The following is a 13,962-nucleotide window of genomic DNA, read 5'->3' on the forward strand; positions in this document are numbered from 1 at the left end:
GATTTCGAACCTTTCATGGCGCAGAAATCGCATTATATCATGCACTTGGCGCGCTACCTGAACCGGATGTCGCCCACAGATTCTGCTGACGAGCCAGAGTTTTTAACGGTGCGCAGGGCAATTTGCAGCGGGTCATGTTTTCCAGCAGGCTTAATTTCTGATCTACGCATCTGCTCGGAGTTGAACTTCGTTGGGTCCGATAAGCCGAATGGCGCAGGTTTCAAAGGCCATATGGCGGTCTTGGATGCCTGAGAATGCCATTCCCCTGAGTCAGGTTGGGTCCTGATCTGTGGTTCAGAAACCTGCGTTACGGCTGGTTCAACCGGAAATGCCAGATGACAGCGATGGTTTCAATCCTTGAACTTGCTTTTCAATTTGGCGGTGGCATCCTGCACTGAGTGACTCAGTGTGTCCCAGGCATGTTCCACTTTGTCCTTTAAATGCTCCCAGGTTTCCTCGCTGGCTTCACCCAGTTCCTTCAGCCGGCCCTTGGCGGTATCGATTTTGTGTTCTAGTTCTTCGATTTTCTGGTCGTAGTGGATGCGTGCGTCTGCTGCCGCGCCTTTTGCTTCGGCCTTCAATTCTGCCAATTTGGCTTGTGCCACTTCTATCTCGGCTTCTATTTTTTGCTTGTATGATTCTTTCGTAGTCATTGCGTTTCTCCTGGAATTTTAAATTCAATAGCAATTTTTGAATCTGATGAGCAATGTCACCGGGAATTGAGCATACGGCTGCCGCCAGAATTGCAGGCAGCATTGACCCCATAATTCCCAGCAGGACGAACAAGAGGCCACCGAAGATGGCACTGATGATAGTAACCTCATACCGTGGACAAGTATAGTGTGTTTTTTTCATGAATGCGCCTACCAACCAGTCTGTTTCAGCACCGATTACCCTGTATGCTCAATCGTTGGGATCGCGGGTAGTGAAGACTGACATTATTGCAGTGATTATGAAGCGGTAAATGGCGGTTGCATGTGAGTTCCTCCCTGCTCCCATGAGGGTCAGTGCCGCACCTATGAGCTCTTGTGATGCTAGGAGGCTGTCCGAGAATAGCATCGTAGCGAGGGCGAAGCTGGCTGAGCGGGATTTTTAGATCATTTTGTTCTATTCAACGAAAAGGATCGGAAAATCCAGCCTGGCAGGTTCGTACGTAGTAGATCGGTATTCTCTGACAGCCTTACCTAGTGACAGAATTTGAGGTTGTCTGTACGCTAACGCAAGTTAATGCTCGGCTGATGAATCCAGCAGGCTGGCTTTATCGCTTGAAATCCTGTTCCGGGTTTAACCAAGAGGTATGCGGCATTAACCGGATGAGATTCTTGCCGATATTGATCATCTAACCTTTGAGGAAGAGCGAGTATGGACTTGGAACTCTGGCGTGATTTTCTCCTATGGTGCACGATCATCAATTATGGTGTGTTGCTTGCATGGTTCCTGGTTTTCAGCCAGGCAAACAATTGGATTTATCGATTGCACAGCCGTTGGTTTAAATTGCCAAAAGAACAATTTGATGCGCTGCATTACGCAGGCATGGCGCTGTATAAAATCGGGATCTTTCTTTTCAACCTTGTGCCATATGTGGCGCTACTTATCCTCGGATAAGATCGTCATACTGCAGTTCATTATGACTGAAACAGCAAATGCACCTGCTGCCAGAGGAGGGGCGGTTTCTATTGCTCTCTGCAAGCTTGGTTGCACACGATGAGGATACGAATATGCGTTATTTCTACTTTTTATTCGCGGTGCTCGCTGCTGTGGCAACGAATCAGGTTGGGGCCAATGATTTGAATCTATCGATCAGGATCGGCCAGCCGGGTTTTTATGGCGAGCTGTATTTGGGAGGCTACTATCCCGCCCCCCAGCTGATTTATCCGCAGCCAATACTGATCTGGCGCACGCCTGCCAATATGCACCAACCACCGGTTTATTTGCATGTGCCCCCTGGTCATGCCAAGCACTGGCATAAGCACTGCCATCTCTATCATGCTTGTAACCGTAATGCCTATTTCGTACGGGAAAGCTGGTATAACAAAGTTTATATGCCGTATTATCAGAAGCACATCAGTTCCCGGAACAAGCGTAACGACTACCGTTACCGGCAGCCTCAACAATATGTTCCCGGGAAGCAGGACGAACGCACTGCCAGAGATCAGCGCCACCTGCAGAATCATCCGGGCCGAAGCGATTCCAGTAAATATCGTTCGCCAGGCAACCAGGGCAAGCGCGATTCCAATCCGGGCAAGGGCAAGCAGGATAATAGAGGACGCCGGGGAGACTGATGGCATGATGCTGAACCTCCGTTGTCGATGCAGATAAGATCTGTGAAAGTCAGCTTTTAGGCTATGAACCCGCTTCAACTTAATCGGATGATCACCCCATGCATACATCCAGAACAGTCAAGCGCAGGGTAAAGAAAATCGGCCTTCCCGCCGGGAGCCTGGTTTATACCGGAGAGAAGAAGCGGGATGGCATCAATATGATGCTTGTCGACTACGATGCCTCGCATTCCGAGGCGCGCATCCTGAAACAGCCGGAAGAATGTTTAGCCTACAAGCTCAAACCTTCCATGACTTGGATCAATGTGGATGGTGTGCATGATCCAGTTCTGCTGGAGCAGCTGGGTGAATGTTTTGGCTTGCATCGCTTGGTGACCGAGGATTTGATGAGCATTGTTCAGCGTCCGAAATGCGAGGATTATGGAGACTACCTGTTTGTCGTGCTCAAGATGCTTGCTTACGACGAACGGGAAAATAAAATCGTTCCCGAGCAGGTCAGCCTGATCATCGGACAACATTTTCTATTGTCTTTCCAGGAAGACGTCAAGGGTGATGTGTTCCATTTGGTCCGGGATCATCTGCGTAGAGGCAAGGGAAAAATCAGAAAAATGGATACGGATTATCTCGCCTATGCATTGCTGGATGTGCTGGTAGATAATTATTTCACTACTCTCGAGAAATTGGGCGACCGCATTGATCGTCTGGAAGAGGCGCTGATGATGCAGCCTGACAAGGCCCTGATTGAACGCCTTTACCAATTGAAGCGTGAGCTACTGTTCTTTCACAAAGCGGTGTGGCCGTTGCGTGAAGTGATTTCTTCATTGATACGACGCGAGTCGTCATTGATACAGGCATCCACGATTCCCTATTTGCGGGATGTGTACGATCATGTCGTCCAGGCTGTCGATAGCGTGGAGATTTATCGGGAGATGCTCACCACCATGCTCGATTTATATCTATCCAGTGTCAGCTACCGTACCAACGAAATCATGAAAGTGCTGACCATTATCGCGACCATTTTCATGCCGTTGACTTTTCTGGCCGGTGTCTATGGCATGAATTTCAGGTATATGCCAGAGCTCGAGTGGGAATATGGCTATTTGCTGATCTGGCTCGTTATGCTCGGATTGGGGATAATCATGCTGACCTATTTCAAGAAGAAAAAATGGATGTAGGGAGCCGGGAAAGGTTAAAAGGAATTGAAAAACCAATAGCCATGGCCGACAAAGCGCTGGATGCCAGTTGTGTCATTGAATGGAAAGGTTGTCGAGAGTTGCGCAATATTTCGACATTTGAATGAGTAATGGATTTTTTTCGTCACGGCCTTGTCTGATAGATACCCCTCCTAATTGGGCAATTGCTGGCAATAAAGGGGGCGGACGATTTAAGTGTCCGTCATGTGCGCGTATCCGCTATCGCCTGTTCCAGACCCGGTATATCTGTGTCTTTCAAACCGGAAATCCACTTATAGCAAGCAGTCACCATTGTGTCACGAGGAGCCGCCTATGGATGCGTATATTTGGTAACAGCTGAGGCTGTTGTTGAGCTGGTTGCGATGTATGGGTAATTGAATGATCCGGCTGTACAGGGTTCAAGAGCAGTGATGCGGCGCAGTTGCCGAGCATGACGCAAACATATGGCGAACAGACAGTGCCAGATCATGGGCTGGCCGGCTCGCCTGCGGTGGTTCCCTCAACTTTTACCTATAATCAAATGATTCTGAACTGCCTGCTTCTATGGCCAGGCGGGGATATGCTCGCCAACACATCTACGCATGACGATAGCTGCTGCTGAATCCGGGTATATTTCATGCACTATGCTGGAACTGAGAACAGTTCAGCGGCTTATTATTTTTACCATAATCTGTATGGATAGAGACTAGAGAATAAAATGAACGTAAAACCCAATATTATGATTTCATCGTTCGATGCCGAGCGGCTGGAAATGTTGCTAAATGGCCTGCCGCCCGGTGCATTTGCCGGTGCGGACAGTCTTGAGGATGAGCTTGCACGCGCTGAGGTGGTCGATCCAGAAGCCATGCCACCCACCGTTGTGACCATGAATTCCACGGTTAAATTCAGCGTCGAGTCGTCATCCAAACAATTTTGCTTGACCCTGGTGTATCCCAAGGATGTCGATGCAAGCGGTGATAAGATCTCAATTCTCGCACCGGTCGGCAGCGCGCTGCTGGGCCTTTCCCAGGGAGATGAAATCGAATGGCCAAAACCAGGCGGGGGTGCACTGCGGGTGCGAATTGAGGAAGTGATCTACCAACCCGAGCGCGCGGGCGAATATCATCGCTAACCTGGATGCCATGATCCGGTTGCTGGCTGGTGATGGAAGTCAGAAATTGATTATGTTCCCCTGCTTGTGGTGCAGGGGAACAGACCGGGCCTAGGAGGCTGTCCGAGAATAGCGATCGTAGCGAGGGCGAAGCTGGCTGAGCGGGATTTTTAGATCATTTGAGGCGAATAGTTGTTCTATTCAACGAAAAGGACCGAAAAATCCAGCCTGGCAAGTTCGTCCGCAGTAGATCAGGCTATTCTCGGACAGCCTCCTAGCATCACGGAAGGTTATTTCTGCGGCAGATTGAGGATCAAGCTGCTGGAGGCCGCGGGTGCCACCGGTAGCACGATAAAAGCATGATCGTTGACAATATGACAGCTCATGCATTGTGCATGCATATTCTGGAATGCGCGCGAGAATGTGTTCCAGTCTTTGGATTTAAAAGCTGCTTCGAATCCTGTCAGGCCCTTGTCAAGAAAGACCTGTGTTGACGCAGCGCGGCCAGGCCGGGTAATCTGCAGCACTTCCAGCAAACCTTCGATTTCCTCGACTTGATACTGGGCGAACTCCCATTTACCCAGTTTGGCAGCCCAGTAGAGATCCTGATAACGCTTGCCTATTTCAATCATGATGTTGGCAGTGGAAGGCAAGGTCTGGATGATATGCGCCACTTTTTCTTCCAGCGTGCCATCCTTGCGCCAGTCCTTATGGTTATCCGCTGCGGCGACAGAGACCCATGACAATGCCCATATAAGCGGAATGGTCTGTATCCATCTGTTCATCGTCTACTCCTTTTTGTAATCGGAAGAGCTACACAATAGCCGGTACTAAACATTCTCTCAAATAAATTGGCGACGGATTGTCCGCAAACTTCAGGATCTGCCGATTTGGAATCCGTTTATTAATATGCCTGCCTGTGATAATTTACGCGATCTTGCCACCAAGGGGCTGAATCATCTTGTTCTCCATGGGGGCGTCGAACCAGAATACGCTATTAATAGAGGAATCCGCAACCCATGAGCAAGGGCCGGTCTAGGGGAGCGCACATGGACGCGCATCATGACATTGTCAGAATTGTTGGTATCGGCGCATCTGCAGGAGGCCTAGACGCTCTGCGCGATATGATGCAGTCATTGCCGGATTCCGGCAGCTTGTGTTACGTCATCGCTCAGCATGTTTCTCCAACCCATATCAGCATGCTTATGGATTTGCTGGTGCCATTCACTCAGCTTAAAGTGCAGTATTTGCACGATCAGCAGCCACCTCAGGCCGGTGCTATCTACATCACACCGCCCAACAGTGATGTCAGCCTTGAAGGGGGGGTGTTCCGGCTGACCGAGCCAAGGCAAGCGATTGGACCCAAGCCATCGGTCAACCATTTCTTCCAATCGCTGGCTGATGAGCTGGGTGAGCAAGCGATCGGTATCATTCTCTCCGGTACGGGATCGGATGGGGCGTCCGGTATGCGCGCCATCAAGGCGGCAGGGGGAATCACGATCGTGCAGGATCCGGGTACCGCCAAGTATGATGGGATGCCCAAGGCGGCAATTTATACCGACAGCGTTGACCTCATACTGGCTGCCAGCAAGATTGGTCCTGCGCTGGCACGGCTGCTTTTGGCGACTGGGGATATTACGCCAGTGCTGGAAGAAGACAGAGAAACTGAGGAATATCTGCAAATTGGCAAACTGGTCAGGCTCAATACGGCCTTCAAACTGAGCGATTATAAACCCGGCACAGTCAGACGCCGTATCGCACGGCGCATGAATATTCTTGGAATGAGTTCCCTTGCCGCCTATATCGGCTACCTTCAATCCCATAAAGATGAATCGCTGTTTCTGATGCGGGATACCTTTATCAGCGTAACCTCCTTTTTTCGCGATAAGGAGGCCTTCCATGCGTTGGAAGGCATCATCAACGAACTCGTTCGAAATGGGGAGAACAAGAAGGTTATTCGTATTTGGGTGCCAGGATGTGCTTCCGGAGAGGAGGTCTATAGCATTGCCATATTGTTCGAGGAGGCGCTTGTTACGCAACAGAGGCAAGGGTTCCAGTACATGATTTTCGCCTCCGATCTCGATGACGGCAATATTGAAAAGGCGCGTGCAGCGCTTTACCCTGTCAGTGAACTGGATGCCGTGCCCAAGCGCTTGCGTGAACGTTATATGGAAGTCGTTGGCGATCATTGCCGCGTGATCAAGCGTATCCGCAACCGGGTCGTGTTTGCCCATCAGAATGTTATTGATAATTCTCCATTCGCACGCCTGGATCTGATCAGTTGCCGTAATCTGTTGATCTATTTCAACCCGCCAGCCCAGAAACGAGTGCTGGGCATCTTTCATTACGCATTGAACAGCGGTGGGTATCTGTTTCTCGGTAAATCAGAAACTGCTGACTTGTACCGGGATTGGTTTGAAGTCGTCGACAGCCGGGCGCATATTTATCGCCGCCAAGACAGCACTTCTCCATATGTGCTGCCGGCGACACAAGGCATGCCTTATTTTGAACCGCGCAGCCATGCAGCAAACAAGGCGGCGGCTACTACCAGCGTGGACAAAGTTGGCATGAGGATCATGGAAGCCCTGGCGGAACGTTATGGACCGCCGTCCCTGGTCATTACTGATGACGATGTCGTGGTCAATTTTCACGGCGATCTTAAGGCGTATCTGAATTTCCCCAAGGGCCGGGCGACGATGCATTTGTTCGATATGGTCGACGAATCGGTGCGCGCTGAATTAAGAGCCTTGGTGTATCAGTGTCGCCGGGACTTGACAGCGGTTCAGGGGACAACCAGGACGATTCAGATCGAAGATAGACCCCATACCTTGACGCTTGTCGTCAGTCCGCTGGAACCTGAACAAGGCACATTGTTGCTGGTTTCGTTTGTGGCAAGCGCGTTGAATCATGAGAAAGCGGTGCAAACCTCTCAGGATACGGGCGAAATGGAAGCCGCCATTATCCGTGAGCTGGAAAAAGAGATCGCGAATACACGCTCGCACCTCAATACCGTGACCGAAGAACTAGAAACTTCCAATGAAGAGCTGCAATCACTCAACGAGGAATTGCAATCCGCCAATGAGGAGTTGCAATCCACAAATGAGGAACTGCAGACTTCGAACGAGGAGCTGCAATCGACCAATGAAGAATTGCTCACGGTCAATGATGAATTGCAGGTCAAGACAGCAGAGCTGGAGGCGAGTACCAGCGATCTCGTCAATGTCAAACAAAGCCTGGCTTTCCCGCTAATCGTGGTGGATGAGGCATTGCGCATTACACAGATCAACGATGCCTGTGAAACCATTATCACCTTGGATGGCCCGCTGGCATACCACTCTTTAGGTAACATTAAATGGCGGATCAAGATTCCTGAACTGGCAGATCATGTGCGGCATGTCATGCAAGGTGGGCAAGTCTATCAGGCCGTTATCCATAGCGGGCTTGGCACAGCCTATAGATTGCACATCATGCCTTATCGGATCGCCCGAAGCGAAATTGCCGGGGCGGTGTTGATATTTGAAAATATTACCGCCCAGCAACAAGCTGAGAAAGCGTTGCAGGAGAGCGTGAAGAAATTCAGCCAGGCGATGTTTTATGCAGCGACAGGCATGGCAATTGTGGCCCCTGGTGGTGGTTGGGTTGAAGTCAATCCAGCTCTGTGCCAGCTTTTGGGCTACAGTCAGGAAGAGCTACTGACAACGGATGCGCAGTCCTTGATTCACGAAGATGATCTGGCTTCGGCAATTGCGGCGGCTCGCTGTCTGCTATCAGGAGAGATGCAGGCCTGCCAGCTAGAAATCCGTTATCTCAACAAGAATGGGGCTGTCATCTGGACACAAGCCAATATTTCAATTGTCTGGAATGCAGCGGGCGCACCAGAATATTTTATCGCCCAGATCCAGGATGTCACTGCACGCAAGCTGGCGGAGGATGAGCTGCGTCTTGCAGCAAGTGTTTTTTCCAATGCCCTGGATGGCATCCTGATTGCGACCCCGGAAGGGACGATCTTGAAGGTAAATCATGCGCTTGAGAAAATTCTCGGTTATGGCGTTGAAGAAGTCATTGGTCAGCATGTCGGCATCTTGCAGTCCGATCATCATGCCGCCGATTTCTATCGCGCAATGTGGAACGATATACAGGACAAGGGTCTCTGGCAGGGTGAAATATGGAGCCGTCACAAGGATGGGCATTGCGTTCCAGTCTGGCTGAGCATATCGCGTCTGTGCGATCAGGTGGGCCAAATCGAACGCTACATTATCATGATGTACGATATCACCGAACAAAAGCAGTCCCAGGCACGCATCGCCCATCTGGCGCATTATGACGGGTTGACCGATCTACCCAACCGGGCATTGTTCATTGACCGGCTTGAGCATGCCCTGGCCAAGGCCAAGCGCGAATGTGCCAAATTGGCATTGCTGTTTATTGACCTTGATAATTTCAAACAGATCAATGACACACGTGGACATCCCGTGGGCGATGAACTGTTGAAGGGCGTCGCACAACGGCTGGTGAGTATTACCCGTGAGAGCGATACAGTGGCGCGTTTGAGTGGCGATGAGTTTACGTTACTGATTGAAAACCCCAAGAGCGAGCGTGATATTTCTCTCACCGCGCAAAAGATTCTCACCATGCTTTCCCAGCCTTTCGAACTCACTGACGGAGAAGCCTATGTTTCGGCAAGCATGGGCATCGCCTTATTCCCGGATGACGGTAGCAGCACCGATATTCTGCTCAAATATGCCGATCTGGCCATGTACCGCTCCAAGGAGGCGGGCCGTAATCATTATCATTTTTATCGGCAGGAAATGTCGGATGCCGCCCAGGAAAGAATGATTCTGGATATCTCCTTGCGCCAGGCTATCGACAGGAAAGAACTTGAGCTCTTTTATCAACCGATCGTGGATGTGAAGACACGCCGGTGCGTAGGGGCCGAGGCGCTCATACGCTGGCATCATCGCGAGTTGGGATATGTACAGCCGGCAAAATTCATTCCAGTGGCAGAAGAGAGCAACCTGATACTCGCATTGGGCGAATGGGTGTTCCATATGGCCTGCCGGCAAATGAGCCTGTGGCTAGAGGCCGGTCTGGAAGTCGGTTCGCTGGCGGTCAATGTATCCGGCAAGCAGCTTGCCATGGGCAATTTCGTGAGCGTGGCGAGCCGTACGTTGAAAGAAACCGGTTGTCCCTCGGAACGTATTGTCCTGGAGTTGACAGAGAGCTTTATCATGCGCGAGAGCCAGGGCGCCATTCAAACCCTGGAACAGCTCCGGGCGCTTGGTTTTGGTATCGCCATTGATGATTTTGGCACAGGCTACTCATCGTTGAGTTATCTGCGGCGGCTACCGGTTTCAAAGCTGAAACTCGATCAATCCTTCGTCAGAGATATTTCAGAGGATTCCAATGATGCCGCCATTGCGCGCGCCATTCTGGCGCTCGGCGAAACACTCGGTCTGGAAGTGGTGGCTGAAGGGGTCGAGACCGAGGCACAACACCAGTTCCTGGTCAGACAGGGCGGCGCATTGAGTCAGGGTTTTTTCTACAGCAAGCCTTTGACCAGATCGGCTTTCGAGAATTTTTTCATGAATGCTTGTAACGCTCCGGGAGCATGATTTTATCAAATCGGGTATGAAGAAGCCCCAAGGGTGCACCTGTTCACCTTGCACCGTCAACCACTGGTTTTGATAACCACGAATGCACACGAATTTGCACGAATGATTGCGTAGCGATGTTCGCAGGGGTTGGGTTTGTTGTCACAATACGTGGTTGTTCACAAAAAATGCCTCCTTATGAGCGACTCCTTATTCTTAGAAGCTGTTTGGAAATGCTGAACTTGAGTGATCGTGCCCTAGGAGACTGTCCGAGACTGATCTACTGCGGACGAACCTGCCAGGCTGGATTTTCCGATCCTTTTCGTTGAATAGAACCACTATTCGTCTCAAATGATCGAAAAATCCCGTTCAGCCAGCTTCGCCCTCGCTACGATCGCTATTCTCGGACAGCCTCCTAGTATGACGCATGTGGATACGAATGGTTTTTCCAAACCGTGAGCATCTTGGCAAGCGACTCGGTATCGAGGCCAAGCTGACGTTAGGCTGGATTGCTTCGCTGTGCTCGCAAAGACGGCAGAAAACAATGGCCATCCGCAATTTCAACCGCCGTCTTGGCGAGGCTCAATGGGCCGCGGCCATCCAGATGCTTTTCGGCAACAATAACGCTACAGTTGTCACAGCGTTGAGCAATCTGATCTGAGATTGGAATTCCCAAACAGCATATAAGGGCTCGTTATTCATTAACGAGCCCTTATATGCTGCGGCAACATTTTTTTTGTCTCGTCTTGTTTAAAACAATGAATTATTAGAGGAGCCATAAAAATAGTTTGGAAATATATAAAGAATAACCTTCGTTATGCCGTTTAATTCGATACTTTCAACCGCTTGCTCTCCGATTACGATGATGCAAGCGAAAGATATGACCGGAAAACAGGGAAAAATGGGTTCATCCGGAAAATATCTTTGCTGAAAGATTCTCGTGATTAAGTTGTTATCTTTTAATTTTCAGAAGGAAGTATTGATATGGCTATCTCCCAACAACAAAAAGACGAGATACTCAGCGTAGTGGTAAGTCTGTTCAATGGCGCACCGGGTGGCGCTATTCTGGATGATCTTGCCAAGGCTGTTGAGGACGGAGTCCCCATTTATGAAATCAGCAGATTGCTGGCGGAAACAAACCAGTTCAAGGCACTGACCTCTGATAAAACAACTATCCCTCAGCAGGTGGAATTCCTGCTTGATCATTTCGGCTTTGCTCCCGGAGGAGAACCTGGCAGCGCTGCTGCGCTGGCAGAGGAATATTTTACCTTAATGAATTGAGGCAGGCGCCAACCTGGGCCATATCGTTTATGAAGCCGTCAACTACCTACAAAACGATCCCGCGCCAGTATTCGCAAATACCGTCCAACTGCTGAACAACAAGGTGCAGGTTGCCAATATTCACGCGGAAAACTACAGAGACATCGCCAGTGTGGAAGAAGCCATCAGCGTGATGAACGGCATTGTTGGAGACAAGGCTTACATGCCGGAAGAAATACTCACGTTCCTGACTGAAAAATTAGGGGGTGGCGCCGGTGATGGCGATGGTAACGGCGACGGCGACGGCGACGGCACCGGAGACGGAGCAGGGGACGGTAGCGGCAGTGGTGGTGGTACTGGCGGCGGCAGTGGCGGTGGCGGCACGCCACCCGCACCGACCTTCACGGTAACTGAAAATGAGGGTGTTGTAACCTTCAGTGGCACCGCAACGGGCCATATCACCTTTACAGTGGGTGAAGATGGTGATGCGACTTTTGTACGCGGTGGTGTGACAGCGGCTAATACTGTTGAATTTGAATCAATCGATCAGTTCAGCCTTGCCAGTGGTCAGGTATTAGTCATCACATTAGAACAGGCTGAAAGCGTTGAGATTACCGGAGCGGGTAGTTATAGATTAGCTAATACTGCGGGTGATCTTGGTGATCTGACTGTGGCACAAGCCAAAATACTAGAAGGCGCTGCGAATGCAAATGATTACAGCTATGAAATTACTGCAGGCAGCTTTGCGGATGCAGACGGCGTTGTTTTCACAAATGCGACCAGTGTATCGCTAAGCAGTAGCGAGGGTTCTCAAACCATCACCGGCTCAGCTGGCGATGATACGTTTGCCGTTGATTTTGGTGCTGGGCACTTTACTACAGGTGAAGATGGGGTCGTTATCGACGGCGGCGCTGGAGAAGACACCCTTTCTGTTTGGCATGGTGATGGCAATGTAACTCTGGAAGACGGTCATTTCGAAAACATCAGTAACATGGAAATACTGTCTCTAGCAAGTGCTGGAGACGTTACCAATACAGTCACGCTGGGTGAAAACGCTGACGCGGCTTTTGCAAATGGCATCACCGTAGTTGTTGAAGAAGAAAACGGATTAAACCTAAATGCATCCGCGATGACGGTTGCTGTCAACGCAACTGGCGGAAATGGCGCAAACAATTTGACCGGTGGCTCTGGCAATGATGTGTTGACCGGTGGCTCTGGCACCAACACCATCGCAGGTGGCAAAGGCGCGGATCAGATCATCCTGGCTGAAGGTGCTGGTGTGGATACGATTGTGGTTGGGGGGGGAGTTTTTGCTGAGGAAGCCGAAGCCTCCAGCGCCAACGTCACGGTTACCGATGTGGCCGATGTCAGCAGTGTCACCATCAAGCTGGGCGGCACGGACTACGTATTGAATGCAGCGGCGATTGCAGCGGCAGAAAATGGAGCCGATTTGGCGGCTGCTCTTGAGGCTGCCTTCCAGGCGGAACTGGACGATCAAGTCACGGTGGTTTGGAATGACGGCGAAAGTCGCCTTGAGTTCAGCGATGCGGCCGGACGCGGATTCTCTGAGGATGACTTTGCGGTGGTGACCAACACCATCACCCAGGAAGCCGTAGCCTCCAGTGCCAACGTCACGGTCACCGATGTGGCCGATGTCAGCAGTGTTAGCATCAAGCTGGGCGGCACGGACTACGTATTGAATGCAGCGGCGATTGCAGCGGCAGAAAATGGAGCCGATTTGGCGGCTGCTCTTGAGGCTGCCTTCTAGGCGGAACTGGACGATCAAGTCACGGTGGTTTGGAATGAGGTTGATGGGCGTCTGGAGTTTAGCGATGCGGCCGGACGCGGATTCTCTGAGGTTGACTTTGCGGTTACTAAACTAAACTCGGATGCCGACCTTGGTGCTGGAATCGCAGACCTGGTTGCGGGTCAGGAAGAAATCGTCGGCCAGCCATCAGACTCCTTCTTCAATGAAGGCGCTGGCTTTGACATCATCACCAACTTCCAAATCGATGGAACGGATGAGCTGCAACTGGGCTACGGTAATGATATTCTGGCTGATGGCGTATATGACGATATCGCTGCTATTGAAGACGTAGCCAATGGCATTGTTACTTTCAATGCGGGTACAACGACGCTTGAAGAGAAGTTGACCGCTGTGTTTGAAGCACTTGCTGATAGCAACGATGCCGCTGCCTTTGTATTCGAGGACAATACTTATGTCGTGCAAGGTGACGGTGTAACTGGAATGCAAGATACTGATATCGTGGTTCAGCTAGCAGGAGTGGCAGATCTGACCGATGTCGTTCTTGGGGATATTCTGATTTAATCCAGTATGTTACTCAGCTTGTTGATGTAACCCATCATTGAGTAACGCAAAATCAACCCTGCCCCTCACAAGGGGGTGGGGTTTTTTCATGGTGCGCCCGGCACAAGCGGTAAGGAGAAGCAGGCGTAGATACTCTGTCTTCAGTCAAGCAAAATTTACATATTAGCGCCCTTTATTTTGAAAAACTTGTCACCATCAAACGGCATGTTGTTATGCAGCA

Annotated in this window: 13 protein-coding genes; 11 read left to right on the forward strand and 2 right to left on the reverse strand. The window is 50.6% G+C overall.

The window, feature by feature from the left end:
- Window positions 1-252, forward strand: a 252-nt coding sequence (locus BLV85_RS15510) for a hypothetical protein (RefSeq protein WP_218132836.1), incomplete at its 5' end; no start/stop codon positions are given.
- 98 nt (window positions 253-350) lie between these two features.
- Here BLV85_RS15510 and BLV85_RS12325 read toward each other — a convergent pair.
- Window positions 351-653 carry a sll1863 family stress response protein gene (locus tag BLV85_RS12325; RefSeq protein WP_090415551.1) on the reverse strand — a complete coding sequence of 101 codons (303 nt, stop codon included), beginning with the start codon at window positions 651-653 and terminating at the stop codon, window positions 351-353.
- 709 nt (window positions 654-1,362) lie between these two features.
- Between BLV85_RS12325 and BLV85_RS12330 the strand changes: the two genes are divergently transcribed.
- From BLV85_RS12330 to rnk, 5 genes are all read left to right on the forward strand, one after another.
- Entirely contained in the window at window positions 1,363-1,605 is a 243-nt protein-coding gene (locus BLV85_RS12330) for a DUF6868 family protein (RefSeq protein ID WP_090415552.1), read from the forward strand.
- A gap of 113 nt (window positions 1,606-1,718) precedes the next feature.
- Window positions 1,719-2,282 (forward strand): hypothetical protein, encoded by a 564-nt coding sequence (locus tag BLV85_RS12335; protein ID WP_143032341.1) that lies wholly within the window; start codon window positions 1,719-1,721, stop codon window positions 2,280-2,282.
- Between the two features lie 98 nt (window positions 2,283-2,380).
- Window positions 2,381-3,454 carry a magnesium/cobalt transporter CorA gene (corA, locus tag BLV85_RS12340; RefSeq protein WP_090415554.1) on the forward strand — a complete coding sequence of 358 codons (1,074 nt, stop codon included), beginning with the start codon at window positions 2,381-2,383 and terminating at the stop codon, window positions 3,452-3,454.
- Window positions 3,445-3,579 (forward strand): hypothetical protein, encoded by a 135-nt coding sequence (locus tag BLV85_RS15845; protein WP_281245753.1) that lies wholly within the window; start codon window positions 3,445-3,447, stop codon window positions 3,577-3,579. Before corA ends, BLV85_RS15845 begins: the two co-directional genes overlap by 10 nt.
- Window positions 3,580-4,169: 590 nt before the next feature.
- Window positions 4,170-4,583 (forward strand): nucleoside diphosphate kinase regulator, encoded by a 414-nt coding sequence (gene rnk, locus BLV85_RS12345; RefSeq protein WP_090415555.1) that lies wholly within the window; start codon window positions 4,170-4,172, stop codon window positions 4,581-4,583.
- Window positions 4,584-4,852: 269 nt separating this feature from the next.
- Here the strand turns inward: rnk and BLV85_RS12350 are convergent, their stop codons facing one another.
- Window positions 4,853-5,347 carry a hypothetical protein gene (locus BLV85_RS12350; RefSeq protein WP_090415556.1) on the reverse strand — a complete coding sequence of 165 codons (495 nt, stop codon included), beginning with the start codon at window positions 5,345-5,347 and terminating at the stop codon, window positions 4,853-4,855.
- A 264-nt stretch (window positions 5,348-5,611) separates the two neighbouring features.
- On the opposite strand from BLV85_RS12350, the gene BLV85_RS12355 reads away from it, so the two are divergent.
- The 5 genes from BLV85_RS12355 (at window position 5,612) to BLV85_RS12375 (ending at window position 13,742) form a co-directional block, all read left to right on the forward strand.
- Window positions 5,612-10,174 carry an EAL domain-containing protein gene (locus BLV85_RS12355; protein ID WP_176974035.1) on the forward strand — a complete coding sequence of 1,521 codons (4,563 nt, stop codon included), beginning with the start codon at window positions 5,612-5,614 and terminating at the stop codon, window positions 10,172-10,174.
- A 418-nt stretch (window positions 10,175-10,592) separates the two neighbouring features.
- Window positions 10,593-10,814 (forward strand): hypothetical protein, encoded by a 222-nt coding sequence (locus BLV85_RS12360; protein WP_090415558.1) that lies wholly within the window; start codon window positions 10,593-10,595, stop codon window positions 10,812-10,814.
- Between the two features lie 323 nt (window positions 10,815-11,137).
- Complete coding sequence (locus tag BLV85_RS12365) at window positions 11,138-11,434, forward strand: hypothetical protein (protein ID WP_090415559.1); 297 nt, start codon at window positions 11,138-11,140, stop codon at window positions 11,432-11,434.
- Between the two features lie 103 nt (window positions 11,435-11,537).
- A complete protein-coding gene (locus tag BLV85_RS12370) occupies window positions 11,538-13,181 on the forward strand; it encodes a hypothetical protein (RefSeq protein WP_090415560.1) in 1,644 nt (547 codons plus the stop codon).
- A 24-nt stretch (window positions 13,182-13,205) separates the two neighbouring features.
- Window positions 13,206-13,742 (forward strand): hypothetical protein, encoded by a 537-nt coding sequence (locus BLV85_RS12375; protein WP_090415561.1) that lies wholly within the window; start codon window positions 13,206-13,208, stop codon window positions 13,740-13,742.
- Window positions 13,743-13,962 lie beyond the last annotated feature (220 nt).

The sequence above is a fragment of the Nitrosomonas halophila genome, assembly GCF_900107165.1.
Taxonomy (GTDB): domain Bacteria; phylum Pseudomonadota; class Gammaproteobacteria; order Burkholderiales; family Nitrosomonadaceae; genus Nitrosomonas; species Nitrosomonas halophila.

Bases quoted from the DNA above. Each gene is read 5' to 3' on its own strand.
- BLV85_RS12325 (WP_090415551.1), bottom strand. From the start codon at position 653: ATGACTACGAAAGAATCATACAAGCAAAAAATAGAAGCCGAGATAGAA.
- corA (WP_090415554.1), top strand. From the start codon at position 2,381: ATGCATACATCCAGAACAGTCAAGCGCAGGGTAAAGAAAATCGGCCTT.
- BLV85_RS12365 (WP_090415559.1), top strand. From the start codon at position 11,138: ATGGCTATCTCCCAACAACAAAAAGACGAGATACTCAGCGTAGTGGTA.
- BLV85_RS12330 (WP_090415552.1), top strand. From the start codon at position 1,363: ATGGACTTGGAACTCTGGCGTGATTTTCTCCTATGGTGCACGATCATC.
- rnk (WP_090415555.1), top strand. From the start codon at position 4,170: ATGAACGTAAAACCCAATATTATGATTTCATCGTTCGATGCCGAGCGG.
- BLV85_RS12355 (WP_176974035.1), top strand. From the start codon at position 5,612: ATGGACGCGCATCATGACATTGTCAGAATTGTTGGTATCGGCGCATCT.
- BLV85_RS12335 (WP_143032341.1), top strand. From the start codon at position 1,719: ATGCGTTATTTCTACTTTTTATTCGCGGTGCTCGCTGCTGTGGCAACG.
- BLV85_RS15845 (WP_281245753.1), top strand. From the start codon at position 3,445: ATGGATGTAGGGAGCCGGGAAAGGTTAAAAGGAATTGAAAAACCAATA.
- BLV85_RS12350 (WP_090415556.1), bottom strand. From the start codon at position 5,347: ATGAACAGATGGATACAGACCATTCCGCTTATATGGGCATTGTCATGG.
- BLV85_RS12360 (WP_090415558.1), top strand. From the start codon at position 10,593: ATGGTTTTTCCAAACCGTGAGCATCTTGGCAAGCGACTCGGTATCGAG.